We start from the raw sequence: 23,291 nt of genomic DNA on the forward strand, positions 1-23,291 counted from the left end.
ATCCGGTCCCTTCTCGACTAGCTCAGCCGTTTCGGAAATTTCAGGAGGAATGTCGAGCCTTCACCGAGCTTCGACTCCACGGTGATGTCCCCGCCCATGCGGCGGACGCTGTTCTTGACGAAGGCCAGGCCCAGGCCTTCGCCGGGCTGGTCCTGTTTGCCGGCCCGCCGGAACAGTTCGAAAATCCGCTCGTGGTCGCGGTCTGAAATGCCCCGGCCGTTGTCGATGATCCGGTACTCCACCATGCCGTCGGCAAGGTCCACGCCCTCCACCCGGATGCGACCCGGGCGGTCGGGCGACAGGTATTTCACCGCATTGTCGATCAGATTGCCGAATACCTGTTCCAGCGACAGGCGGTCCCCTGTCAGCCCCGGAAGGTCCGTGACCTCGACCTCGGCGCCCACGCTTTCCGTCTGGTGGTTCACGGCGTCGGCGATCTTTTGAACCATCTTCGTCATGTCGATCGGTTCGGCGGTCAGCACCCGCCGGCCCTCCCGTGACAGCTTGAGGATGGCGTTGATCAGCCGGTCCATCTTCTCGGTCGAGGCGCGGATGAAGCCGATCGCCTCGGGCACATCCTCGCGCACCGCCAGCAGGGCGTCGCTTTCCATCAGGTCGGGAGCCTCGGTTTCCACCCTGGACATCTGGCGATCGATGATCTGGCCCGCCGTCTCGAGTTCCGAGGTGTAACCCATCACATTCACCAGCGGCGCGCGCAGGTCGTGGCTGACGATATAGGCGAAGCGCTGGATTTCCTCGTTGGCCCGGATCAGATCGCCCGTGCGGTCCCGGACCTCGTTCTCCAGATTCGCATTGATGCGATCCAGCTCCATCTGCGCCGACTGCATCTGGCGCAGATAGCGCATCACCATCCAGGCGACGATGCCGGCCAGCATCAGGATCAGTATGCCGGCGAGGGCATTGATGCCGACCGTAGCACCTGCGGACCATTCCGACTGTTGCCGCCGCGACGCCCAGCGCTCTTCCTCGATCGCGTCGATGGCGGATATCTCGGCCCGCATCTGGTCCATCAGTTCCTTGCCGCGGCCCTCGCGGACGATGCCGATGGCATCCCCGGACCTTTGGGCGCGACCCAGGGAGATGGTGGCTTCCATGATGCCGATCCGCTCACGTGCCATCTCGCGCAGGCGATCCACCCGGTCCCGCACCTCCGCATCCTGTGCGGTCAGGTCGTCCAGCGCCTGCATCAGGCCCGGCAGGTCGCGGATGGCCTCGTCGTGGATGGTCAGGAATTCCTGACTGCCCGTCAGCAGATAGCCGCGCTGGCCGGTCTCGGCATCCACCAGCCGGATCAGCAGGTCCCGCGCGGCGGTCTGCACCCGGTGGCTGCGGTCCACGGTTTCATGGAATTCGGTGGTACGACCGATCATGAAGAAGGTCGCGAGGTTCACGATCAGCAGCAGTACAAAGGCCAGTGACAGCAGGCCCAGCAAGGATCGTCCCAGCCCGCCGGTCCGCAGGAACCGGCTGAAGGTGACCAGATTTTCGCGAATGTTCCATTCCATCGGCGCGCACGTTTAACCGGTGGCCGGTGCAAGTCCAGTCGCGTCTCCGGTGAAACCTTCCACGTACCAAGGATTTACGGTTACCATTGTTCTAACGCGCGGATTCAGGGGGAAGACATGGTCTGGTGGTGGTGGATAATCCCGGCGATCGTCGGTGTGGCGGGCGTGATCTTTCTGCTCAGCGGTCTGGGCGCCTTCTTCAGGGGCCGTTTCCTGTCGGGCGGGCTCGGCGCCATCGGGGGGGGCGGTCTGGCGGCCGCAGCCGTCATCGCGGCCCTGCTGGGCATGAACGTCCAGACCTATGCCCGCCTGACCTATGAGCGCCCGGTCGCCACGATCCGCGTCAAGCAACTGGGACCCCAGTATTTCGAGACGACCGTCACCCAGCCGGCCGCGAGCGAGACGGGCGAGCCTGTGTCGGCGACCTATCCGCTGCATGGCGACGAATGGCGCATCGAGGCCCAGGTCCTGCGCTGGAAGCCTTGGGCCAATGTACTGGGTCTGGACACCCAGTACCGGCTGGACCGTCTGTCGGGTCGTTACCAGTCGATCCAGCAGGAGCGCGAGGGCATTCGCAGCGTGCATGCCCTGAGCGGCGGCGACCAGCCCGATGCCCTGTCCTGGCGCGTCAATGCCTGGGACATGGCGCGCAAGTACCGCCGCTATGTCGATGCCGTCGACACCCTGTATGGCGGCGGCGCCTATATGCCGATGGCCGACGGCGCGGAGTATGAGGTCTGGATCACCCAATCCGGCCTGATCGCCCGCCCGACCAATGAAGCCGCCCGGCAGGCCTCGTCCGAGGGCTGGACCGAGGTCAACTGATCCGTCGTCAGACCTGACCAAGGGTGCGCAGGCGCGCCCGCGGGTGGATTTCGTTCTGGCTCATCACGACCGTCTGGCCGCGGAAGCGTTCGATGATCGAGCGCACATAGGGGCGGACCTGCGGGCCCGTCAGCAGGACGGCGGTCTCGCCCGCCATGGCCGCGCGCTCGAACACGTCGCGCGTCGCGCGGATGAAGTCCTGCAGGCGTGAGGGCGCCATGGCCAGTTGCTTGTCCTCGCCCTGCCCCACCAGACTTTCGGCGAAGGCCTGCTCCCACTCGGGCGACAGGGTGACGATCGGCAGCGCGCCGTCGTCGCCCTTGTGCTGCCAGCACAGCTGGCGGGCCAGACGCGAGCGCACATGCTCCACCAGGATCGTCACCGAGCTGGTGTGCGGCGCCGCCTCGGCCAGACCTTCCAGAATGGCGGGCAGGTCGCGGATCGAGACCTTTTCCTTCAGGAGCGACTGCAGCACCCGTTGCAGGGTGGTGACGGTGACCGAGCCTGGGATCAGGTCCTCGACCAGCTTCTTCTCCTCGCCCTCCAGACCGTTCAGCAGCTTCTGCACCTCGGCATAGGACAGCAGCTCGGCCATGTTCTCCTTGAGGATCTCCGTCAGGTGGGTGGTCAGCACCGTCGACGGGTCCACGACCGTATAACCGCGGAAGGTCGCCTCCTCGCGCAGGGACTCATCGATCCAGGTCGCGGGCAGGCCAAAGGCCGGCTCCTTGGTGTGTTCGCCGGGCAGCTCGACCTGACGGCCCGCAGGATCCATGGCCAGCAGCTGGCCCAGACGCACTTCGCCGGTCCCGGCCTCCATCTCCTTGATGCGGATGGCATAGCCCTGGGTGCCGAGGCGCATGTTGTCGAGGATGCGCACCGACGGCATGACGAAGCCGTACTCCTGCGCCAGCGAGCGGCGGAGCGCGCGGACCTGATCCGTCAGACGGCGGCCCTCCAGATCATTGATCAGGGCCAGCAGCGAATAGCCCAGTTCGATCTTGACCTCGTCGATGTTGAGGGCGGTCTGGATCGGCTCCTCGACATCCTCGCGGGGCTTGGCGGATTCGGCCGCCTCGACCGGTTCGGGCTTCAGCCGGGCCCGGCCCAGCCGCCAGGCCATGAAGCCCGCGCCCGCCGCCAGGGCGAAGAACGGCAGCAGCGGCATGCCCGGGATCAGGCCGATCAGGGCCGAGGCCCCGGCCACCATGCCGAGGCTGACAGGGTTGGTGGCCAGCTGGCTGACGAGCGCCTTGTCGGCCGAGCCTTCGACGCCGGCCTTCGACACCAGAAAGCCCGCGGCGATCGAGATGATGATGGCCGGCACCTGGGTGACCAGGCCGTCGCCGATGGTCAGCTGCACATAGGCCGAGGCGGCCTCGCCGATCGGCATGCCGTGCTGCAGCGTTCCGATCAGGATGCCGCCGATGATGTTGATGAAGACGATGATCAGGCCGGCCACGGCATCGCCGCGCACGAATTTCGACGCACCGTCCATGGCGCCGAAGAAGGTCGATTCCTGCTCCAGCTCCTTGCGGCGGATCTTGGCCTGCGCCTCGTCGATCAGGCCGGCCGACAGGTCGGCGTCGATGGCCATCTGCTTGCCGGGCATGGAGTCGAGGGTGAAGCGGGCCGAGACTTCGGCGATCCGGGTCGAGCCCTTGGTGATGACAACGAAGTTCACCACCAGAATGATCGCAAAGACGATGATCCCGATGATGAAGCTGCCGCCCATCATCAGGGCGCCGAACGACTCGATCACCTTGCCGGCCGCATCGCCGCCCTCGTGACCGCTGGTCAGCACCAGCCGTGTCGAGGCCAGGTTCAGGCCCAACCGATAGAGGGTCGAGACCAGCAGCACCGTCGGGAAGATGGCGAAGTCCAGCGGCCGCTTCATCATCAGCGCCGTCATCAGGATCAGCACGCTGGAGATCAGCGAGATCGCCAGCAGCATGTCCATCAGGAAGGACGGGATCGGCAGGATCAGCAGCAGGATGACGCCGATCACGCCGACGGCCATGCCGACCTCGCCGCGCGCGATCCAGCCCAGCATGTCCTTGCCCGAAGGTCGGGCCATGCCGTCCTTCATCATGACGGGGGTATCAGTCATGCCCGGCCGCCTTCAGAACGCGCTGGACAGCCTCGGCCAGAATGGCCTCGCCCTCGGCAAAGTTGTCGGTTTCCGGCCCCTGATAGTAGGCGACGACATACACAGGCTGATCTTGCGGCGGCAGCATCAGGCCGATGTCGTTGACCGGGCCGGCGTTGCTGGTGCCGGTCTTGTGCGCCACCGTCCAGCCCAGCGGCGCGGCGGCCTTCAGCCGGTTCGGTCCCGTGGGAGTTTCGATCAGCCAGCTCATCAGCCGCTCGCGCGACGGCGGCGTGAGCAGGCTCGCATCGGGGGACAGAACCTTCCCGAGGTTGGTGGCGGTTTGCTCGGGCGTTGTCGTGTCGCGCTCGTCGCCCACACCGTTCAGGGCCGGTTCCAGCCGGTCCACACGCGTGACCGTATCGCCGATCCCGCGATACCAGGCCCGCCAGGCATCCAGCCCGCCCATTTCGCGGATCAGGATATTGGCCGCCGGGTTGTCGCTCAGTTCGACCGTGGCCTTGCACAATGCTTCAACCGACAGCGTCTTGCCCACCGCATCGCCGGTCACCGGCGCGTGGAAGACCATGTCGGCCTCGGTGATCGGGATTTCCCGGTCCAGCGGCATCTCGCCCCGATCAGCCCGTTGCAGCACGGCGGCCGCCAGAAACAGCTTGAAGGTCGAGCAATAGGTGAAGCGTTCGGACGCGCGCCAACCGACCGTATCGGCGCCCACGACCTGAATACCCAACCGGCCGCCCTGACGGGCTTCCAGATCGCTCAGGTCGATTCCCGGACGGTCACCTTGAGGCGAGGTCCCGGCTCCGGTGCAGCCGGCCAGGGTGAACAGGCCCATGCCGGTCAGAACGCTTCTGCGATCCACGCTCTCGCTCCCTAGCCGACGGCGGCGGCAATGCCGGACTGGGGCGCCGGGATCGGCGTGCCCTCGTCGGCGTATTCGTTCAGCTTGTTGCGCAGGGTGCGGATGGAAATGCCGAGGATGTTGGCCGCATGGGTGCGGTTGCCCAGGCAGTGCCCCAGGGTGTCGAGGATCAGCGTCTTTTCCATCTGGGCCACCGTCTGGCCGACATAGGCCCGGGTCACGGCATCGGCGGTCTGGGCCGCGCGACCGGCGGGGCCGGTGTCCTGGACGGCGCCCGTCAGGGGCTGACCGTCCGGCAGGCGGATGGCGTCGACGTCGATCTCCGGGCCCTGGGCCAGCAGCACCGCGCGGTGCATGGCGTTTTCCAGTTCCCGGACGTTGCCGTTCCAGCGGTGCGCCATCAGGGCGCGGCGCGCATCGGCCGACAGCGGCCGGCCGGGCACGCCATTGGCCGTCGCATATTTCCGCACGAAGAAGTCCGCCAGCGCCGGGATGTCGGCCGGGCGCTCACGCAGGCTGGGCAGGCGCAGGTTCACGACATTCAGGCGATAGAGCAGGTCTTCCCGGAAGGTGCCTTCCGACACCGACCGCGCCAGATCGCGGTTCGAGGTGGCGATGATGCGGATGTCGACCTTGACCGGCGTCGTGCCGCCTACGCGGTCGATGACCCGTTCCTGCAGCGCCCGCAGCAGCTTGGCCTGCAGGCGGACATCCATTTCGCTGATTTCGTCGAGCAGCAGGGTGCCGCCATCGGCCTCCTCGAACTTGCCGACGCGGCGGGCCACGGCGCCGGTGAAGGCGCCCTTCTCGTGCCCGAACAGTTCGGATTCCAGCAGATTGTCGGGAATGGCGGCGCAGTTGACGCTGATGAACGGCTTTTCGGCCCGGCGCGAGTTCTGGTGCAGGTAGCGCGCCATGACTTCCTTGCCGACGCCGCTTTCCCCGGTGATCAGGATCGAGGCCTCCGAGCGCGCAACCTGATCGGCCAGACTGATCACCGCCTTCATCGACGGATCGGCCGAGATCAGGGGGCGCTCGTCATCGGCAACCGCCGACAGGACGGCCGCGATCAGATCGGCTTCGGGCGGGAGGGGAATGAACTCCTTGGCCCCGGCCCGGATGGTGGCGGCCGCATCGTCCGGCCCGGCATCGACGCCACAGGCAACGACTGGCACATGGATGCGCTCGGCCTCATTGGCTGCGATCAGGGCCGCGATGTCGACGCGGTAGTCGACCATCAGCAGGTCCGCACCCTGCCCTCGCCGGAGCTGCTCGGTGGCCTGATCGCCCCGCTCGACGTGATGCACCTTGGCGCCGTGCGCCATGGCCATTTTCACGGCCGAGGCCAGCTGCCCGCTCAGTCTGCCAACTACCAGAAGCCGCATGGGTCTTCTCCTCTAAATCTCACTGTCGGTCGCCGATCAGGCGCCCGCGTCCTCGGTCTTGATGATTTCCGTCATGGTCACGCCCAGCCGGTCCTCGACGACCACCACCTCGCCGCGCGCCACCAGTCGATTGTTGACGAAGATGTCGATCGCCTCGCCGACCTTGCGGTCCAGCTCCAGCACCGAGCCGCTGGTCAGCTTCAGCAGCTGCGCCACCGACATCTGCGACTTGCCCAGCACGGCCGAGATGTTCACCGGCACGTCGAACACGGGCGCCAGGTCGCTGGCGGACTTGTCCACGCTGTCGTCGGCCGAGACGGGCTGGACCCCGTGATCGAATTCCTCGAGCGGCAGATTGTCGACGGTCATGAGTTCATCCCTTCGGACGAGGCTGAGGGTTCGGTTCGGTCGGCGGCCAGCGCCCGCGCAACGGCGGCTTCCAGCCGGGCATAGGCTTCGGCCACATCAAAGGCGGCGCGGCCGTCGGCCCATTCGAGTTCAAAGGCGGCGGTCGCCAGACCCGGCTCTTCGCGGAAGCGGACGGCCCCGGCATAGCCCGTGCTGGCACACAGCGCTTCGATCTCGCTGCGGGCCGCATCGTCCAGACCGGCCATGGCGACGACCAGTCGGGGCGAGGCGTCGATCTCGCGGCCCAGTTCCTCCAGCGCCGCCTGCAAGGCCGCACGGGGCATGCGCTCCAGCGCGGTCGAGGCCAGCGCCCGACCGGTCGCCAGCGCCAGTTCGGCCGTCTGCTCGCGATAGGTCTCGATCACCCCTCCGAGGCGCGGCAGGCTGGCGGCCAGGGCGGCGCTGAGGTCGGCGATGGCCTGTGCGCGGCGGCTGTCCAGTTCGGCCAGGGCCTGGGCCCGGCCTTCGCTGCGCGCCTCGGCCACCAAGGCCTCGACCTCGGCCGGTGAATACGCCCGCTTGACCGGCTGCCAGGCCGAGGCGCGCACGACATTGCCGGTCGCATCGAACTCGGTGTCGAAGGAAAAGGGCTGGGCGGGGATGGGGGCTACGGTCATCAGTAGATCAACTCGTCATCGCCGCCCTGGCCGACCAGCATGATCTCGCCCTTGGCCGCCAGATCCTTGGCGACCTGGACCATGGCCATCTGCGCCGCATCGACGTCCTTGAGGCGCACCGGGCCCATCGACTCCATGTCCTCGCGCATGATCTTGGAGGCGCGCTCGGACATGTTGCCGAAGAACAGTTCGCGCAGGGACTCGGACGCCCCCTTCAGCGCGAGGGCCAGCTGGTCCTTTTCGACCGCGCGCAGCAGGGTCTGGATGCCGCCGGGGTCCAGCTTGGCCAGGTCCTCGAACACGAACATCAGGGCGCGGATGCGCTCGGCCGCCTCGCGATTGCGCTCCTCCAGCGCGCCGATGAAGCGCGCCTCGGTCTGGCGATCAAAGCTGTTGAAGATGTCGGCCATCATCTCGTGGCTGTCGCGCTTGGACGTGCGCGCCAGGTTAGACATGAATTCGGTCCGCAGGGTCTGTTCGATCTTGTCGAGAATTTCGCGCTGGACCGGCTCCATGCGCAGCATGCGCTGGACGCACTCCATGGCGAAGTCTTCGGGCAGGGCCGTCAGCACGCGCGAGGCATGGTCCGGCTTGATCTTCGACAGGACCACCGCGACGGTCTGGGGGTATTCGTTCTTCAGATAGTTGGCGAGGACCGCCTCGTTCACATTGCCCAGCTTGTCCCACATGGTCCGGCCGGCCGGACCGCGGATTTCCTCCATCAGGCCTTCGACCCGATCGGGCGGCATGAAGGAGGACAGCAGTTTCTGGGTCTGCTCGAAGCTGCCCATGACGGCGCCAGAGCCGGTCATGCCCGACACGAACTCCAGCAGCAGTTCCTCGACGACACTCGAGCTCACCGTGCCCAACGAGGCCATCGCCTGGGAGATTTCCTTGATCTCGTCGTCGTCCAGACCTTCCCAAAGACGGGTGTGGTCTTCGCCCAGCGACAGCAGCACCACGGCAGCCTTTTCCGGGCCGGTCAGCTTGCGGGCGTCCTCGACCGACGGCTTGCGTGCGACCATCCGCGCCATCAGCCTTCATGCACCCAATTGCGGAGGATCGATGTCGACTCCTCCGGGTGCCGCTCCACGAACTCCGAGACCTTCTTGACCGACGACGCCTTCACCTGACCCTCAATGCGGGCGATATCCAGGCGCTGCTCCATGTCGGTCGGACCGGTCAGCTGCCCGGCCGCGGCCTGACCCGACGCGCCGACCGGCATGGTCTGCACGGCCGTCACGCCATTGCCGCCCGCGCCGGCCATCGCCGGCACGCCGGCCGCGCCGCCACCGGTCGTGGCCTTGAGCAGAGGCCGCAGCACGAACAGGATCAGCAGGATGCCGGTGATCAGCAGCACCAGCAGTTCAATGCCGCGCATCATGTCGTTCTTGGTGAAATCGAACAGGCCGTTGCCCGCCTCGGTCCCGCCACCCGGCGCCGACTGGCGGTTGAACTCGACATTGCTGACCCGGACCACATCGCCCCGCTCGGCGCTGAAGCCGACCGCTGCCTTAACAAGTTCCTCGATCTGGGCGATCTGCTCGGGAGAGCGCGGCGCATAGGTCGGCTCGGCCCCATCCGCGCCCGGCGTCCAGACGCCATCGACCGCCACGGCCACCGCCAGCTTTTTGACCTCGCCCGGCTCACGGACTGTCGTCGTGGTCGTGTTCGAGATCTCGTAGTTGGTGGTCTCGGTCATGTCCTCGCGGCTGGAGCCTTCCGCGACCATGCCTGCGGGATCACCGCCGGGGATGTTCTCGGTCGCCGTCGCACCCGCCAGCGACTGGCCGGAGGTGTCCTGCGAGGTCGAGCCGTTGGTGGCCATAGAGCGCACCACCTGACCGTCAGGGTCGAAGCGCTGCTCCTGGGTGGTCGAGCGGCTGTGATCGATCTCGGCGGTGACCTGCACCCGCGCAGCGCCCGGGCCGACAATGCCCTGCACCACGTCCATGACCCGGGCCTGCAGCTGGGCCTCGGTGGTCGCTTTCATCCGGTCAGCACTGGCGCCCGAGAAGCCGTCCTCGTCCCCGCCGGCCGCCAGCGTCCGATTGGTGTCATCCATCACCGTGACGCGGGTCGGTTTCAGGTTCGGCACGCTGGACGCCACCAGCGAGCGAATGCCGCGGATCTGGTCGGCGGTCAGGTCGCGCCCGCCCAGCCCCACCACGACCGACGCCGTGGGCTCGGCCGCCTCGGCCTGGAACAGGGCCCGCTCGGGCAGGGCGATCAGCACGCGCGCCATGGTGACCCCGCGCAGGGTCATAATGTTGCGCGCCAGCTCGCCTTCCAGGGCACGCTTGGCGTTCAGGTTCTGCTGGAATTCGGTCTGGCCCAGCACCGACTGGTTGTCGAAGATTTCGTAGCCGACCGAGCCGCTGGTCACGATGCCCTTGCCGGCGACCAGCATACGGGCCGTGCCCACCTCGTCGCGGCTGACGAAGATGGTCGAGCCGTCGCCGCGCGACGAATATTTGATGCCCGCCGTATCGAGGGCCGAAGTGATTTCGGCCGCCTCGCGCAGGTCCAGGTTGGAATAGAGCAAGGCATCGGGGGCCTGGCCGATGCGCAGCATCAGCACGGCGAGCACCGCAGCCACCCCGGCGGCAACCCCCGCCAGGGCAGCCAGCCGCCCGATCCCAAACCTCTGCACCGCCGCTGAAAAGCCGCCCACGCGAGCCTCTACACCCCTACTCACAGGCGACACGCCCGCTAGGCAGAAAGTGCCGCCCCCATAGTAAACGGCGCGTTAAGAGACGGGGCAGAAAGGTGCTTAAGCGGGTTTAACCCTGCCCGGTCACGCGGCCCGGGCGCGCGCCTTCTCGTCCGCTGCGGCCTGGATGCGGGCCTCGGCGATGGAGTCAGCGACCTCGTGGGTCGGGCGTTGCTCGCGCTCCGAACGCTCCAGCACCTCGTCCAGGGTCTCCATCAGGCGGGCCAGCTTGCCCTCGACCCAGGCCGGATCATAGGCACCGCCGCTGTTCCGCGCGGCCATTTCCGAGGCCACATTGATGATGCCGCCGCCATTGACGACATAGTCGGGGGCGTACAGCACGCCGCGCTCGAACAGGATGCGGCCGATCCCGGGCGTGGCCAGCTGGTTGTTCGCGGCCCCGACCACGGCCTTCGCCGACAACCGGTCCAGAGTTTGCGGGTTCAGCGTCGCGCCGAGCGCACAGGGGGCATAGATGTCGGCCTTGACGTCATAGATGGCGTCAGGCGCCACGACCTCGGCGCCGGTGCGGGCCGACACCTCTTCCAGCAGGCCGGTGTTGACGTCGGTCATCACCAGTTTGGCGCCGGCCTTGTGCAGCTTGTCCGCCAGATAGCCGCCCACGTGGCCGATGCCCTGAACCGCGACGGTCAGGCCGGTCAGGTCGTCCTGCTTCCACAGGCGGCGGGCAACCGTCAGGGTCGAGCGGAACACGCCCTCGGCAGTCACAGGGCTGGGATCCCCGGAGCCTTCCTTGCCGCCCGACAGGCCGACGACATATTCGGTTTCCTTGCGGGCCTCGGCGATATCCTCGACCGAGACGCCGACGTCCTCGGCGGCGTAGTAGATACCGCCCAGGGTGTTGATGGCGCGACCGAAGGCCTGGAACAGTTCCGGCGTCTTCTGGGTTCGGCTGTCGCCGATGATCACCGACTTGCCGCCGCCCATCTCCAGATCGGCCACGGCATTCTTGTAGCTCATGCCGCGCGACAGACGCAGGACGTCCTCCAGCGCCTCGGCCGCCGTGGAGTAATTCCACATACGGGTGCCGCCCACGGCAGGACCGCGCGCAGTCGAGTGCACCGCAGCAATAGCCTTGAGGCCGGTCTTTTCGTCATAGAAGGCGTGCACGCCCTCATGGTTCGCGAACGACGGCGAATCGAACAGTGTCATGCCCTTTACGAGCCTTTCCTGGGTATTTTTGTTGCGGGCGCTGATACGCGGGTTACCCGGGCGGAGCAAGCTTGACCTTACGCAGGGTCACGCGGTTCAGGGAACGCGGATCGGCCCCGCGCCCGAGGGCAGGGCCGCCCGGGTATCCCGCAGCCAGGCCTCGACGTCCTCAAATACCCGCACAGCCTGAAGATCGCGGTTCAGGATGTGGTAGCCGTCCTCGTAGAAGGCGGTGCGCAGGTTCGGCATCGGGCCGGCTCTCTCCAGGGCCTGATGGACTGCCCGATCCGGCACCAGGTCATCGTGAGCACCGTACTGGAACAGGGTGGGCACCTGCACCTGCCCCAGCCCCTGTCCGGCATGCTCCATCAGGTCCACGAGGCCATACAGCACATCAAAACGCGTGGTCAGCGCCTGGTCCGGATCGCGTCCGCTGCGGATCAGCTCCATCAGATTGTCTGTGGCCAGCACCTGATCCGCTGCCCATTCCGGCGGCTCCAGCGCCACATCGCCGAAGGTCCAGGCCGCTACCGACAGGGACATGCGGTACAGCAGCGGCTGGCTGGACCAGCCCCAGACCGCCGGCGCCAGCAGGATCAGGCGGTCGGCGGCAGGGGGCGTCTCCGAGGCAAAGGCCGTGATGCTCACGGCGCCGCCCATGCTTTCCCCCGCAACCGCGATGAGCGCCCCGGGGTGCCGCGCCCGCACCAGAGCCACCACCTCCCCCAGATCCTGCGCCATCAGGTCTCCGGCCCACAGCCCACGCCCCGGTGCGTCGCCAAAGCCGCGCTGGTCATAGGCGTAGGTGGCAATGCCCCGCTCGGCCCACCAGGGCCCGGCCAAACGGAAGGCCGCCCGTGAATCATTGATGCCATGCAGGGCGACGATCACCGCCCAGGGCTCACCGTTCTCCGGTGCCCAGTGCAGATAGGGCAAGGCGGCGCCGTCCGGCATGAGGAACCGGTCCCCCGTCATGCTGGCCGACACCAGACGCTCGGGCGGCACCAGCGGCGACTGGGCATAGGGCCCCGCGCACCCCGTCAGGGCCAGGGCGAGGATCAGCAGCAGGGATCGCATTACGACCCGCACACCGACTGCCCCGGATCAGTCCGCATCGTCCGCGGCCGGAGGGTTGGCCCGGGCATGGGCCTCGGCTTCCTCGGCCGTCGGCAGGCGCAGGCGCGTTACCCCCTTGAAGCTGGAGGGATCGACCGGCTTGCCCTTCTTGGTGATCACCAGCCGCCCCTGCCGCATCATCCCCAGCGCTGTCGTGCGGACGCGCGGCAGCATGCGTTGCCACTGCTCCGGCTGAAGGATCTTGGCCACGTCGGCCGGTTCGATGCTCTTGCCGGGGCCCAGCGCTTCGAGTTTTTCGAGAATGGTGGCTTCGATGGGGTCGCTCATTGCCCCTATATGCGGCATTGCGGGACGAAGAAGAAGCAGAGGATCATCATGGTCGCCAAGATCACCGTTACCGAGGGCGAGTTCGCCGGCTGGAAGACCTATGACCTGCACGGCACCTTCGACCAGGTGGTCGGCCCCTTCTACTTCCGCCCGGACCCCGACGGGCGGATGCGCTGCGCCTTCCGGGCCGAGCCCAAGCACATGAATGCGGGCGGGCGGATGCACGGCGGGTGCCTGATGACCTTTGCCGACATCGCCCTGTTCCAGACAGCCTATCAGGAGATGGAAGGCGCCTCGGGCGTCACCGTCCAGCTGGACTCGACTTTCATCGACGGCGCCTATGTCGGCGAACTGGTCGAGGCGACCGGCGAGGTGATCCGCGCGGGCCGGAGCCTCATCTTCGTCCGAGGCCAGATCAATGCCGGCGAGCGGGTGCTGATGACCTTCTCGGGCGTCATCCGGAAATTCCGGCCGCGGGACTGACCCCTAGACGCCGGCCTTGGCCGCCGGGCGGGCCCGGCAAGCGTCCAGCCACCGATTGAGGTTCTCCAGCTCGACCGGCGGGCGGTATTTGATCAGCCGCGCGAAATCCAGCCCGACCACGGCGACGATGTCGGCAATGGTGAACCGGTCCAGTGCCATGAACTCGCGGCCTTCCAGATGGCGATCCAGCGTCTTCATGAAGCGTTCGGCGGCCACGCGGTTGTAATCAGCGACCTGCGGCTGGGGCGTGGCCTCCAGCACCGCCAGCGCCGGGTGGGTGAAGCGGACCGTCAGCATGACCGGATTGGCCAGATAGAATTCGCAACGCCGCGTCCACATCTCGACGATGGCCTGCTCGCGGGCGTCGTTTCCGAACAGGTTCGGCTCTGGATAGACCGACTCCAGATAGCGACAGATGGCGACCGACTCCGAGATACAGGTGCCGTCGTCCAGCTCCAGCGCAGGTACGTGCGGCACCCCGACCTTCGCCCGGTATTCCGGCGTCCGGTGCTCGCCGGCCAGCAGGTCGACCTGCACGACCTCGACGTCCTCGATGCCCTTCTCGGCCATGACCCAGCGCACCCGGCGCGGATTGGGAGCGCGATGGCTGTCGTAGAGCTTCATGGCAGGTCTCTCGGTTGCGTTTCGAAACCCTAGCCGCCGAACACCCCGGCGGGCAAGGCGCCGACCACCGAGGCGGTCATCAGGGTCGCCATGAAGCCGGCCGCCAGCGCCTTCCACACCATGCCCAGCACCTCGGTGCGCCGCTCGGGCATCAGGACGGACAAGCCGGTCACCGTGATGCCGACCGAGCCGATGTTGGCGAAGCCGCACAGGGCATAGGTCATCAGCATCCGGGTGCGCTCGCTGATCGTCTCGGGTGGCACCTTGCCCAGTTCGATGAAGGCGACGAACTCGGTCAGGGTCAGCTTCACGCCCAGCAGTCGCCCGGCCTCGCCCGCGTCGGCCCAGGAGACGCCGGTCAGCCACGCCACCGGCATGAACAGCCAGCCCAGCAGCCGCTCGACCGAGACGGGCTCCCCGAACAGCCAGAAACCGCCGATCATGGTGTTCACGAGGGCCACGAGCGCGACGAACACGATCAGCACGGCCGAGATGTTCAGCACCACCATCAGACCGTCCGACGTGCCCTTCACAATGGCGTCGATCGAAGAGTCGTACTTCAGCGAAGCGGAATAGTCGGCGACCTCGCCGCCCTGCCCCGGGGTCTCGGGGATCATGATGCGGGCCAGCAGCACCCCCGCGGGGGCCGAGACGATCGAGGCCACCAGCACATGACCCGCCGCATTGGGCAGCACGGGGGCAAGGATGGCGGCATAGGCCACCATGGTCGAGCCGGCGACGGTCGCCAGCCCGACCACCATCATGAGAAACAGCTCGGATCGGGTCAGCTTGTCCAGATAGGCGCGGATGACGATCGGGCTCTCGATCATGCCGAGGAAGATGTTGGCCGCGACGGCCAGCGCCGACGCTCCGCCCAGCCCCATGGTCCGCTGGAACAGCAGGCCGAAGCCATACGTAATCGCCTTCAGGATCTTCCAGTGCCACAGCAGGGCCGACAGGGCCGAGATGACCAGAATGAGCGGCAGCACCTGGAAGGCGAAGGTGAACAGTGCCCCCTGATTGCTGACGGCATAGGGCTGATCGCCCCCCGCCAGATAGCCGAACACGAACTGCGCCCCCTGATTGGTGGCGGCGCCGACGGCATCGACCGAGCCGGTTATGGCCGCCAGCACGCCTTGGGACCCGGGAATGGCAAACAGGGCCAGCACCAGCCCGGCCTGCACCGCCACGGCGCCCAGGGTCAGCCGCCAAGGGAAGCGCTTGCGGTTCTCGGACAGCAGCCAGCAGATCGCGACAACGACGCATAGGCCCAGCATGCTCTGGGCATTCAGTGTGGTGAACATCGGCACTCCCCCGTCGCCTGCGCGCGGTCCTGTCCGGCTTGAACGCCACCCCGCGCCCGCTGGCAAGAGCAAGTTGCGCGCGCTGCAGTTTCGTCAGGTTCAGACAGTCTTGCGGGCCCGCATACCGTTGATAGTCTGGCGCCCTCTATTGGGGGGAGACGCGCCATGACCGGTTCGAAACGGGGCCTCGGAGATTTTCGCTCGCTTGCAGGTGCGGCCTTCGCGGCTGTGGCCGGCCTGATGGCCTTGGCAGGGCCGGCGCAGGCCCAGGACCCGATCCGTCTCGGGGGTGAGGTCCAAGGGCGGTTGCAGGACGGCGACGCCCAGCTGACCTCGGGCGAATATGTTGACGTCTATGTGTTCGAGGGCCGGGCCGGACAGCAGGTCACGATCCAGATGTCCTCGGGCGAGGTCGACTCCTACGTCATGATCCGGGGGCCGTCCGGCTTCGCCGAGTTCAACGATGACCGCGATGAGGGTGACGTCGATTCCCAGCTGACCGTGCGCCTGCCGGCCAACGGCCAGTACCGCATCCAGGCGACCACCTTTTCTCCAGGCGAAAGCGGCCGCTATTCGCTGTCCCTCGTGGAAGGGACCGGTCCGCAGATCGCGGCCCGGGGCGGGGGCCGGGCTGAAACCGGGACCAGCGCCGGCCAGCTGTCCAGTTCGGACAGCGCGATCTCCAGCGGGGAATATGCCGACAGCTGGTCCTTCTCCGGAACGCCGGGCGAAACCTATGTCGTGCGGCTGAACTCGGCCGAGTTTGACCCCTATCTGATGGTCCGCGGAGAAGGCGTCAGCGAGGACAATGACGACGACCAGACCGGCCGGGGCACCCGCAACAGCCGCATCGAATTCGTCATGCCCGACACGGGCGAGGTCTCGATCATCACCACCAGCTATGAGGTGGGCGAGACGGGAGCCTATACCCTGGTCCTCGAGGAGGCCGGAGGCGTAACGAATGTCGCCTCCACCGGCGGCGGCACCTCGGCCCTGCGCCTCGGCCAGACAATCACCGGGCGGCTGCAGGACGGCAACGACACCCTGCGCTCGGGCGAATACATCAACATCTACACCTTCTCGGGACAGGCGGGTGACCACATCGAGGTCACCCTGCGCTCGGACCAATTCGACCCCTATCTGTTCGTGCAGGGCCCGGGAGAGTTCGCCGTCGCCAACGATGACGACGAGAGCGGCGAGGACGGCGTCAACAGCCGTCTGGTCCTGACCCTGCCGGCGACCGGGGAATACAGTGTCGTGGCCACGAGCTTCGCCCCGGGCGAGACCGGCACCTATCGCCTGGCCCTCAGCAGCACGGACGCCGGAAGCGTGCAGACGGCGGCGTCAACCCGCGCGGGCAACAGCTTTGCGGACGGCGTCTCGCTCACCGGCAGCCTGTCGGCGAGCGACGAGCAACTGACCACCGGCGAGTACGCGGACCGCTATGTCATCTCGGGGCGGCGCGGAGATCGGGTGGCCCTCGACCTGCAGTCCAGCGCCTTCGACACCTATCTGTTCATGCGCGGTCCCGACGACATGTCGGCCGACAACGATGACGGGCCCAACGGCACCAACAGCCGGATCGACGTCACCCTGCCCGCCGACGGCGACTACACCGTCTCGGTCACCAGCTTTGCGCCGGGCGAGGTCGGGGCCTACAGCCTGACCGCGGGCCTCAGCATGGGCACACCGCGTCAGGCTGGTGTGCAGGGCGGGCCGCGCGTGTTCGCTATCATGGTCGGCATCTCGGACTATGGCGGCTTTGCCGGCGACCTCGCCTATACGGCCGACGACGCGCTCAAACTGGCCGAGGACCTGCGCCGCGAAGGCGTACTGAACCCCGCCAGCATCGTGCTGACCGATGCCGAGGCCACGGTCGACGGCGTGCGCCAGGCCTTTGCCGAGGTCGCGGCCCAGGCCGGACCGGACGACATCTTCCTGTTCTTCTACTCGGGCCACGGCTCGCAGGAAGCCGGCAGCTACAGCGCGCTGGAGCCGGACGGCCGGACGGAAAGCATCGTCATGCGCGATGGCCTGATCACCGACGCCGAGATGGCCGAGCTGTTCGACACGCTCGATACCCGCCTGTCCCTGATCGTGCTGGACAGCTGCTTCTCGGGCGGGTTCGCCCGCAATGTGGTGGACCGCCCCGGCGTCATCGGCCTGTTCAGCTCGGAAGAGGACCTGACCAGCCAGGTGGCCGTGAAGTTCCAGGCCGGGGGCTACCTGTCCCACTTCCTGCGCACCGGACTGACGGGCGAGGCCAATATGGACGGCGACGATCTGATCACCGCCGGTGAACTGACCACCTATCTGCGGCGCAAGTTCGCGGCCGAGGTCATGGACGTCCAGACCCAGACCATGGACGGCCAGCGCAGCTACCAGCACCTCGTCGTGGAGCGCGGCGGCGTGCAGGTCGACGATGTCGTGATCCGGATCGATCGCGGCTGACGGTCATCCTTTCGCCCTGATCCGGGCTCCAGATCACGGAACCGTGATCGGACCGAGGAGGGTGAGATGCGACGGACCATGATGCTGGGGGCGCTGACGATCGCGCTGGGGCTTTCTGCCTGTGATGGCGAGCGTGACAATTCGGCGGCCGAGTATGGCTCCGCCGATGTCGCCATGATGGAAATTGCGCCCGCGGCACCGGTCAGCCCCATGCAGGCAAAGGACGCCGCCGCCACATCCGCCGAAGCGGGGGCATATTCGGGCGCGCCAGTGCCAGCGGTCCAGCCGGTCAGCACCATCGCCTACAGCTATCGCTATGCGCTGGACCTGCCCTCGGATCAGGTCAACCCGATGCGCAGCCGCCACGAGGCCGCCTGCGTCGAGGCCGGGCCGCGCCTCTGCCAGATTCTGGGCTCCGAGAGCCAGGCCTATGGCGACGACCAGGTCTCGGCGTCCCTCAGGTTGAGGGCGACACCCGCCTGGCTCACCACCTTCCGGGCCGGGTTGGAGGGACAGGCGGACGACGCCGGTGGCCGGATCGCCTCCAGCCAGACCGATGCCGAGGATCTCAGCCGGTCCCTGACGGACACCGAAGCCCGGCTCCGCGCCCTCGAGACCCTCCGCGACCGGCTGCAACAGCTGCTGGCCACCCGCAGCGGCCCGCTGGAACAGCTCCTGCAGACCGAGCGGGAGCTGGCCCGGGTCCAAGGCGAACTGGATGCGACCCGCTCGGCCCTCGCCGTGCTTCGGGATCGGGTCGCGATGTCCCAGCTGACGATCACCTATCAGTCCGAGACCCGCTTCGCCTCGAACAGCGCCTTCAGCCCTGTCGGCAATGCATTCGCCAACTCGCTGCGAGTCTTCATGGCGACCCTTGGCGGGCTGATCTATCTGGTCGCCGGCCTGCTGCCCCTTGCGCTGATCCTGGTGCCGGTGGGCTGGCTGGTGCGCCGCTGGGTGCGCGTCCGGCGCGAGCGCCGGCCTCCGCCGACCGTCTAGGCCCGCCGCACCAGCCGCGAATAGGTTTCCATCAGATCCAGGGTCAGCGCGCCCGGCGTGAAGCGGTACTCGCCGATCTCGCTGACCGGGGTCACCTCCACGGCTGTGCCGGTCAGGAAGCATTCCGAGAAGGTCGACAGTTCTTCGGGCCGGATGTGGCGCACCACGACCTCAATGCCCTTCGACTCGGCCAAGGCAATCACGGTCTGGCGGGTGATGCCGTCCAGGATCGCATCGACGGGCGGGGTGTGGATCACACCGTCCTGCACGAAGAAGACGTTGGCGCCGGTGGCCTCGGCGACATAGCCGCGCCAGTCCAGCATCATGGCGTCGGCATAGCCCCGCTTCTCGGCCGCCGTCTTGGACAGGGTGCAGATCATGTAGAGGCCCGCGGCCTTGGCCGTCGTGGGCGCGGTCGTCGGATCGGGCCGGCGCCACTTGGCCCATTCGAGGCGAATGCCCCTGGCCTTGGTTTCGGGGTCGAAATAGCTGGGCCAGTCCCAGACGGCGATGGCCACATGAACCTTGGTCTTGCCGGCCGAGACGCTGACCTGCTCCGGACCGCGATAGGCGACGGGCCGCACATAGCAGTCGCTCAGCCCCATCCGCTCGCACGTCGCCTTGCAGCCTGCGTCGATCTCGGCCACGCTGTACGGAAGTTCGAAATCCAGGAGTTCGGCAGACCGGCGCAGGCGTTCGCTGTGCTCTGTCAGCTTGAAGATTTCGCCATCGTACATACGCTCACCCTCGAACACCGACGAGCCATAGTGCAGGGCATGGGTCAGAACGTGCGTTTTCGCGTCGCGCCAGGGCACGAAATCGCCGTCCATCCAGATCCAGCCGTCACGGTCGTCGAAAGGAACGAAGGCCATTGAACAAAGTCTCCCTTAGCTGTGCTCGGGTTAGAGCCCCCGGTTTCGCTCACGTCAACGTCACCCGGTGCGAGGGGATGCAATGAGCACCTCCGACACGCGGTCGCATGGGCGTTCGGGCCCGGTGGCGGGCGCCGGCTCGGGCCGGCACCTGCTGATCGTCGACGACGACGACCGCATCCGGGAACTGCTCAAGGAATATCTGGCCCGCGAAGGCTATCGCGTGACCGGCGCCGCCCACGCGGCCGCCGCCCGCCGCCTGATGGAGCTGATCGAGTTCGATCTGGTGGTGCTGGACATCATGATGCCCGGCGAGAGCGGCCTCGACCTGACGACCTGGGTCCGTAATAAGGCCGAAACCTCGCAGACGCCCGTCCTGCTGCTGACCGCCCGCGGCGAGGCCGGCGACCGGATCGAGGGTCTGTCGCGCGGGGCCGATGACTACATGTCCAAGCCATTCGATCCGCGCGAGCTGGCGCTGCGCATCGACGCCATCCTGCGCCGGACGGGCGGCAAGCCCCTGACCCCGCGCGAGATCAAGCTGGGCGATGCCGTCTTCGACATGGAACGGCTTGAGTTGATGCGGGGCGGTCGGCCGCAGCGCCTGACCGAGGCCGAGGCCCAACTGCTCAAGACCCTCGCCATCCACGCCCACGCCCCGGTTGAGCGGATGGCCCTGTCGCCCGACACCGCCGACATCACCGGGCGGGCCGTCGACGTGCAGGTCACCCGTCTGCGCCGCAAGCTCGAGGCCGACCCCAAGAACCCTCGCTATCTCCAGACCGTGCGCGGCGTCGGCTATATGCTGGCGCCCGACTGACGCACAGCGGACCGGGCCGGGCCCATGAAACTCCTTCCGTCCACCGTCTGGACGCGCTTCCTCAAGCGACGGTTGCCGACCTCGCTCTGGGGCCGGTCCCTGCTGATCATCGTCCTGCCGGTCCTGCTGATGCAGGTGTTCGTCACCTGGGCCTTCTTCGATGCCCATTGGCAGACGGTGAATGCCCGCCTGTCCGACGGTCTGGCCGGTGACATCGCCTGGGCGGTCGAGACCTATGCCGAGGATCCGACGCCCGAAACCCTTGAGACGCTGGCCGGACGGGCCGAGCGGACCCTGTCGCTGTCCATCGCCTGGCAGGAGGCCAAGGCCCTGCCCGACGACGTGCGCCGGGGGCCCATCGGGGTCGTCGACCGGGCGCTCGAGGCGGCACTGGCGGCGCGCCTTGACCGGCCCTTCTGGTTCGATACGACGCGCTATCCCAACTATGTCGACATCCAGGTCCAGATCGGCGACGGCGTCATGCGGATCATCGCCCCGCGCGAGCGCGCCGTCGCGACCCAGGCCCACATCTTCGTCGTCTGGCTGTTGGCTGCGACGGTCCTGCTGATGTCCGTCGCCATCCTGTTCATCCGCAATCAGGTCCGGGCCATCGAGCGCCTGGCAGAGGCGGCCGAGGCCTTTGGTCGGGGAGAGATGCAGCAACGGTTCAAGCCGCATGGCGCGCGCGAGGTCCGGGCCGCGGCCCGCGCCTTCATGGACATGCGCGACCGGATCCAGCGCCACATCGACCAGCGCACCGCCCTTCTGGCCTCGGTCAGTCATGACCTGCGCACCCCCCTGACCCGCCTGCGGCTCGAACTGGCGCTCGCCCCCCCATTCAAGCGCGCGGCCGCCATGCAAGGCGATCTCGACCAGATGGAGCATATGATCGACGAATATCTCGCCTTCGCCCAGGGCGAGGCTGGCGAGGCGGCGGAAACCCTGTCGGTCCAAGAGCTTCTGGCCCAGGCCGCCGAGGATGCGCGCCGCATCGGCGCCGCGGTCGAGGTCGAGGCGCCCGAAGACCTGACGACGACCGTGCGCCCCCTCGCCTTTCGCCGGGCCCTGGCCAATCTGGTGGGGAATGCGGCGGCCCATGGCGACACCGTGCGCCTGTCCGCCCGCCGCCTGCCGTCCGGCAGTCTGGAAATCGCGATCGAGGACGACGGGCCCGGCATCCCCGAGGAGATGCACGAGGAAGCCTTCCGGCCCTTCTCCAGGCTCGATGCATCCCGCAACCAGAACCGGAAAGGTGTGGGCCTCGGACTGGCCATTGCCCGCGATGTCGCGCGCAGTCATGGCGGCGATATCACGCTTGGTCGCAGCCCGCTGGGTGGCCTGATGGCGCGAATTCGCCTTCCGGGTTAGTATGGGCGTCTGACAGGAGATCGCCATGCGCCCCTTTGCCTTCTTTGCCCCCCTCGCCGCCGTCACGGCCGTCGCCGGCGCCGCCCTCGCCCAAAGCCCCGAAGTGACCGTCACGCTCGGTAGCGACTTGATGGAAAAGGCCGACGAGATCGGGGAGCGCGATTTGACGCAGCAAGCGGATCAGCTGGCCCGGACTGTGGAACGCGCCCTCGCCCGGGAACAGGCCCTTGCCGGGGCCACTGTGTCCCTGGTCCTGGTGGACATCCGCCCGAACCGGCCCACCCAGGCCCAGATGGCGGCGCAACCGGGCCTCGACGGTATCCGCAGCAAGAGCATCGGCGGCGCCACCATCGAAGGCGAGGTGACGCTGGCCGACGGTACCCGCTATCCGGTCCGTTATCGCTGGTATTCGTCCAGTCTGGCCGAGGTGCGCGGTTTCACCACCTGGCAGGATGCCAGCCATGCCTTTGACCGGTTCGCCCGGCGGCTGGCGACCGGCCGCCTAGCGGGATAGTTCGCGGGCCTTGTCGACCGCCGCACGCACCGCCGCCTTCGCGGCGCGCTCGGCCCCGCCGTCTGCCTCCAGCGCATCCAGACCGGCGCGGGTCGTGCCGCCCTTCGACGCGATGCGGCCGATGGCGTCCTCAAGGCTCTGACCGCCCGAGACACCGGCCGCGGCCGAGCGCAGCGCGCCGCGCGCCAGACGCACGGCAGCATCCGCCGTCAGGCCTTCGGCCTCCCCTGCCTTCGCCAGCGCCTGGATGAAGGCATAGACAAAGGCCGGGGCCGAGCCCGCCACGCCCGTCGCCGGATCCAGCAGGTCCTCGGACTCCAGCGGCACCACATCGGCCATGCCCTCGAACAGGGCGGTGGCCATGTCCTGCGCCTTCTGATCCGGTGAATAGAGGCCGGCCACGCCCTGGCGCTGGGCCACGGCTGTCGTCGGCATCAGGCGCGCAACGCCCCGCCCGCCCGCAGCCTCGCGCACATCATCCAGACGCACCCCGGCCATGACCGAGGCCAGTATGGCATCCCTGGCCATCACATCCACATGAGGGGCCAGCGCGTCGCGCCACACCGCCGGCTTGATGGCCAGCACCCAGACGCCCACGTCCTTCAGCTGGTCGGGAGACGGATTGATGGTCGCGCCCGCCGCCTTGGCCTGATCGGTGGCCGGCGTCTCATACTGTTCGATGATCTTCAGCCGATCCGCCTTGAAGCCCGGGGTCGCCAGCCAGCCCTCGACGAGGGCCGAGCCCAGTCGTCCGCATCCGATCAGGGCGATGTCGCAGTCCAGGGTAAAGGCGTCAGTCATGCAGTCTCCACAGGTGGCAAAGGCCCGCGCGG

At 67.5% G+C, this 23,291-nt stretch carries 22 protein-coding genes; 7 read left to right on the forward strand and 15 right to left on the reverse strand.

The features are described 5' to 3' along the window. Positions 1-17: 17 nt before the first annotated feature. Positions 18-1,526 carry a sensor histidine kinase gene (locus tag LC068_RS04040; RefSeq protein ID WP_226634729.1) on the reverse strand — a complete coding sequence of 503 codons (1,509 nt, stop codon included), beginning with the start codon at positions 1,524-1,526 and terminating at the stop codon, positions 18-20. 117 nt (positions 1,527-1,643) lie between these two features. Between LC068_RS04040 and LC068_RS04045 the strand changes: the two genes are divergently transcribed. Then, positions 1,644-2,351, forward strand: a complete 708-nt coding sequence (locus LC068_RS04045; RefSeq protein WP_226634731.1) for a hypothetical protein — start codon at positions 1,644-1,646, stop codon at positions 2,349-2,351. 7 nt (positions 2,352-2,358) lie between these two features. Here LC068_RS04045 and flhA read toward each other — a convergent pair whose 3' ends face one another. The 10 genes from flhA to LC068_RS04095 form a co-directional block, all read right to left on the reverse strand. After that, positions 2,359-4,443: a flagellar biosynthesis protein FlhA gene (gene flhA / locus LC068_RS04050; protein ID WP_226635454.1), complete on the reverse strand. Its 2,085-nt coding sequence runs from the start codon at positions 4,441-4,443 to the stop codon at positions 2,359-2,361. A gap of 10 nt (positions 4,444-4,453) precedes the next feature. Beyond that, the gene (bla, locus tag LC068_RS04055; protein WP_226634733.1) at positions 4,454-5,323 is read right to left on the reverse strand and encodes a class A beta-lactamase; all 870 of its coding nucleotides are present in this window, start codon (positions 5,321-5,323) and stop codon (positions 4,454-4,456) included. 11 nt (positions 5,324-5,334) lie between these two features. Further along, positions 5,335-6,708 (reverse strand): sigma-54-dependent transcriptional regulator FlbD, encoded by a 1,374-nt coding sequence (flbD, locus tag LC068_RS04060; RefSeq protein WP_209116565.1) that lies wholly within the window; start codon positions 6,706-6,708, stop codon positions 5,335-5,337. A gap of 36 nt (positions 6,709-6,744) precedes the next feature. Further along, positions 6,745-7,077, reverse strand: a complete 333-nt coding sequence (fliN, locus tag LC068_RS04065) for a flagellar motor switch protein FliN (protein WP_209116567.1) — start codon at positions 7,075-7,077, stop codon at positions 6,745-6,747. After that, entirely contained in the window at positions 7,074-7,733 is a 660-nt protein-coding gene (locus tag LC068_RS04070) for a FliH/SctL family protein (RefSeq protein WP_226634736.1), read from the reverse strand. The genes fliN and LC068_RS04070 overlap by 4 nt, the downstream gene beginning before the upstream one ends. Then, positions 7,733-8,758 carry a flagellar motor switch protein FliG gene (gene fliG, locus LC068_RS04075; protein ID WP_226634738.1) on the reverse strand — a complete coding sequence of 342 codons (1,026 nt, stop codon included), beginning with the start codon at positions 8,756-8,758 and terminating at the stop codon, positions 7,733-7,735. The genes LC068_RS04070 and fliG overlap by 1 nt, the downstream gene beginning before the upstream one ends. An 8-nt stretch (positions 8,759-8,766) precedes the next feature. After that, a complete protein-coding gene (gene fliF, locus LC068_RS04080) occupies positions 8,767-10,407 on the reverse strand; it encodes a flagellar basal-body MS-ring/collar protein FliF (RefSeq protein ID WP_226634740.1) in 1,641 nt (546 codons plus the stop codon). Between the two features lie 123 nt (positions 10,408-10,530). Beyond that, entirely contained in the window at positions 10,531-11,619 is a 1,089-nt protein-coding gene (locus LC068_RS04085; RefSeq protein WP_226634742.1) for a Glu/Leu/Phe/Val family dehydrogenase, read from the reverse strand. Between the two features lie 96 nt (positions 11,620-11,715). Beyond that, positions 11,716-12,696, reverse strand: a complete 981-nt coding sequence (locus tag LC068_RS04090) for an alpha/beta fold hydrolase (protein ID WP_226634744.1) — start codon at positions 12,694-12,696, stop codon at positions 11,716-11,718. A gap of 27 nt (positions 12,697-12,723) precedes the next feature. Continuing rightward, the gene (locus LC068_RS04095) at positions 12,724-13,023 is read right to left on the reverse strand and encodes a DUF3253 domain-containing protein (RefSeq protein ID WP_209116573.1); all 300 of its coding nucleotides are present in this window, start codon (positions 13,021-13,023) and stop codon (positions 12,724-12,726) included. Between the two features lie 48 nt (positions 13,024-13,071). Between LC068_RS04095 and LC068_RS04100 the strand changes: the two genes are divergently transcribed. Next, positions 13,072-13,506, forward strand: coding sequence for a PaaI family thioesterase (locus LC068_RS04100; protein ID WP_226634746.1), 435 nt, complete (start codon positions 13,072-13,074; stop codon positions 13,504-13,506). 3 nt (positions 13,507-13,509) lie between these two features. Here LC068_RS04100 and LC068_RS04105 read toward each other — a convergent pair whose 3' ends face one another. After that, positions 13,510-14,130 carry a glutathione S-transferase family protein gene (locus LC068_RS04105; protein WP_226634749.1) on the reverse strand — a complete coding sequence of 207 codons (621 nt, stop codon included), beginning with the start codon at positions 14,128-14,130 and terminating at the stop codon, positions 13,510-13,512. Between the two features lie 29 nt (positions 14,131-14,159). After that, positions 14,160-15,434, reverse strand: coding sequence for a NupC/NupG family nucleoside CNT transporter (locus LC068_RS04110; RefSeq protein ID WP_226634751.1), 1,275 nt, complete (start codon positions 15,432-15,434; stop codon positions 14,160-14,162). 165 nt (positions 15,435-15,599) lie between these two features. Between LC068_RS04110 and LC068_RS04115 the strand changes: the two genes are divergently transcribed. Next, on the forward strand, positions 15,600-17,885 hold the full coding sequence (locus tag LC068_RS04115; RefSeq protein ID WP_226634753.1) for a pre-peptidase C-terminal domain-containing protein: 2,286 nt from the start codon (positions 15,600-15,602) through the stop codon (positions 17,883-17,885). A gap of 66 nt (positions 17,886-17,951) precedes the next feature. Next, positions 17,952-18,884, forward strand: a complete 933-nt coding sequence (locus LC068_RS04120; RefSeq protein ID WP_226634755.1) for a DUF4349 domain-containing protein — start codon at positions 17,952-17,954, stop codon at positions 18,882-18,884. On the opposite strand, the gene LC068_RS04125 is transcribed toward LC068_RS04120, so the two are convergent. After that, positions 18,881-19,756, reverse strand: coding sequence for a branched-chain amino acid aminotransferase (locus LC068_RS04125; RefSeq protein WP_226634756.1), 876 nt, complete (start codon positions 19,754-19,756; stop codon positions 18,881-18,883). The two genes, LC068_RS04120 and LC068_RS04125, sit on opposite strands and share 4 nt — an antisense overlap. Positions 19,757-19,838: 82 nt before the next feature. Between LC068_RS04125 and LC068_RS04130 the strand changes: the two genes are divergently transcribed. From LC068_RS04130 to LC068_RS04140, 3 genes are read left to right on the forward strand one after another with little or no spacing between them, the layout of a single operon-like run. Then, the gene (locus tag LC068_RS04130) at positions 19,839-20,576 is read left to right on the forward strand and encodes a response regulator (RefSeq protein WP_226634757.1); all 738 of its coding nucleotides are present in this window, start codon (positions 19,839-19,841) and stop codon (positions 20,574-20,576) included. Between the two features lie 24 nt (positions 20,577-20,600). Further along, entirely contained in the window at positions 20,601-21,944 is a 1,344-nt protein-coding gene (locus LC068_RS04135; RefSeq protein ID WP_226634758.1) for a sensor histidine kinase, read from the forward strand. A 25-nt stretch (positions 21,945-21,969) separates the two neighbouring features. Continuing rightward, positions 21,970-22,458: a hypothetical protein gene (locus tag LC068_RS04140; RefSeq protein WP_226634759.1), complete on the forward strand. Its 489-nt coding sequence runs from the start codon at positions 21,970-21,972 to the stop codon at positions 22,456-22,458. On the opposite strand, the gene LC068_RS04145 is transcribed toward LC068_RS04140, so the two are convergent. Further along, entirely contained in the window at positions 22,447-23,259 is an 813-nt protein-coding gene (locus tag LC068_RS04145) for a pyrroline-5-carboxylate reductase family protein (protein ID WP_226634760.1), read from the reverse strand. The genes LC068_RS04140 and LC068_RS04145 overlap by 12 nt on opposite strands. Positions 23,260-23,291: the final 32 nt, after the last annotated feature.

This window comes from Brevundimonas poindexterae (genome assembly GCF_020524625.1).
GTDB lineage: Bacteria > Pseudomonadota > Alphaproteobacteria > Caulobacterales > Caulobacteraceae > Brevundimonas > Brevundimonas poindexterae_A.

Excerpts from the sequence above, each read along its gene's own strand:
- LC068_RS04040 (WP_226634729.1), bottom strand. The coding sequence starts at position 1,526 with ATGGAATGGAACATTCGCGAAAATCTGGTCACCTTCAGCCGGTTCCTG.
- LC068_RS04045 (WP_226634731.1), top strand. The coding sequence starts at position 1,644 with ATGGTCTGGTGGTGGTGGATAATCCCGGCGATCGTCGGTGTGGCGGGC.
- flhA (WP_226635454.1), bottom strand. The coding sequence starts at position 4,443 with ATGATGAAGGACGGCATGGCCCGACCTTCGGGCAAGGACATGCTGGGC.
- flbD (WP_209116565.1), bottom strand. The coding sequence starts at position 6,708 with ATGCGGCTTCTGGTAGTTGGCAGACTGAGCGGGCAGCTGGCCTCGGCC.
- fliN (WP_209116567.1), bottom strand. The coding sequence starts at position 7,077 with ATGACCGTCGACAATCTGCCGCTCGAGGAATTCGATCACGGGGTCCAG.
- LC068_RS04070 (WP_226634736.1), bottom strand. The coding sequence starts at position 7,733 with ATGACCGTAGCCCCCATCCCCGCCCAGCCCTTTTCCTTCGACACCGAG.
- fliG (WP_226634738.1), bottom strand. The coding sequence starts at position 8,758 with ATGGTCGCACGCAAGCCGTCGGTCGAGGACGCCCGCAAGCTGACCGGC.
- LC068_RS04085 (WP_226634742.1), bottom strand. The coding sequence starts at position 11,619 with ATGACACTGTTCGATTCGCCGTCGTTCGCGAACCATGAGGGCGTGCAC.
- LC068_RS04090 (WP_226634744.1), bottom strand. The coding sequence starts at position 12,696 with ATGCGATCCCTGCTGCTGATCCTCGCCCTGGCCCTGACGGGGTGCGCG.
- LC068_RS04095 (WP_209116573.1), bottom strand. The coding sequence starts at position 13,023 with ATGAGCGACCCCATCGAAGCCACCATTCTCGAAAAACTCGAAGCGCTG.
- LC068_RS04100 (WP_226634746.1), top strand. The coding sequence starts at position 13,072 with ATGGTCGCCAAGATCACCGTTACCGAGGGCGAGTTCGCCGGCTGGAAG.
- LC068_RS04105 (WP_226634749.1), bottom strand. The coding sequence starts at position 14,130 with ATGAAGCTCTACGACAGCCATCGCGCTCCCAATCCGCGCCGGGTGCGC.
- LC068_RS04110 (WP_226634751.1), bottom strand. The coding sequence starts at position 15,434 with ATGTTCACCACACTGAATGCCCAGAGCATGCTGGGCCTATGCGTCGTT.
- LC068_RS04115 (WP_226634753.1), top strand. The coding sequence starts at position 15,600 with ATGACCGGTTCGAAACGGGGCCTCGGAGATTTTCGCTCGCTTGCAGGT.
- LC068_RS04120 (WP_226634755.1), top strand. The coding sequence starts at position 17,952 with ATGCGACGGACCATGATGCTGGGGGCGCTGACGATCGCGCTGGGGCTT.
- LC068_RS04125 (WP_226634756.1), bottom strand. The coding sequence starts at position 19,756 with ATGGCCTTCGTTCCTTTCGACGACCGTGACGGCTGGATCTGGATGGAC.
- LC068_RS04130 (WP_226634757.1), top strand. The coding sequence starts at position 19,839 with ATGAGCACCTCCGACACGCGGTCGCATGGGCGTTCGGGCCCGGTGGCG.
- LC068_RS04135 (WP_226634758.1), top strand. The coding sequence starts at position 20,601 with ATGAAACTCCTTCCGTCCACCGTCTGGACGCGCTTCCTCAAGCGACGG.
- LC068_RS04140 (WP_226634759.1), top strand. The coding sequence starts at position 21,970 with ATGCGCCCCTTTGCCTTCTTTGCCCCCCTCGCCGCCGTCACGGCCGTC.
- LC068_RS04145 (WP_226634760.1), bottom strand. The coding sequence starts at position 23,259 with ATGACTGACGCCTTTACCCTGGACTGCGACATCGCCCTGATCGGATGC.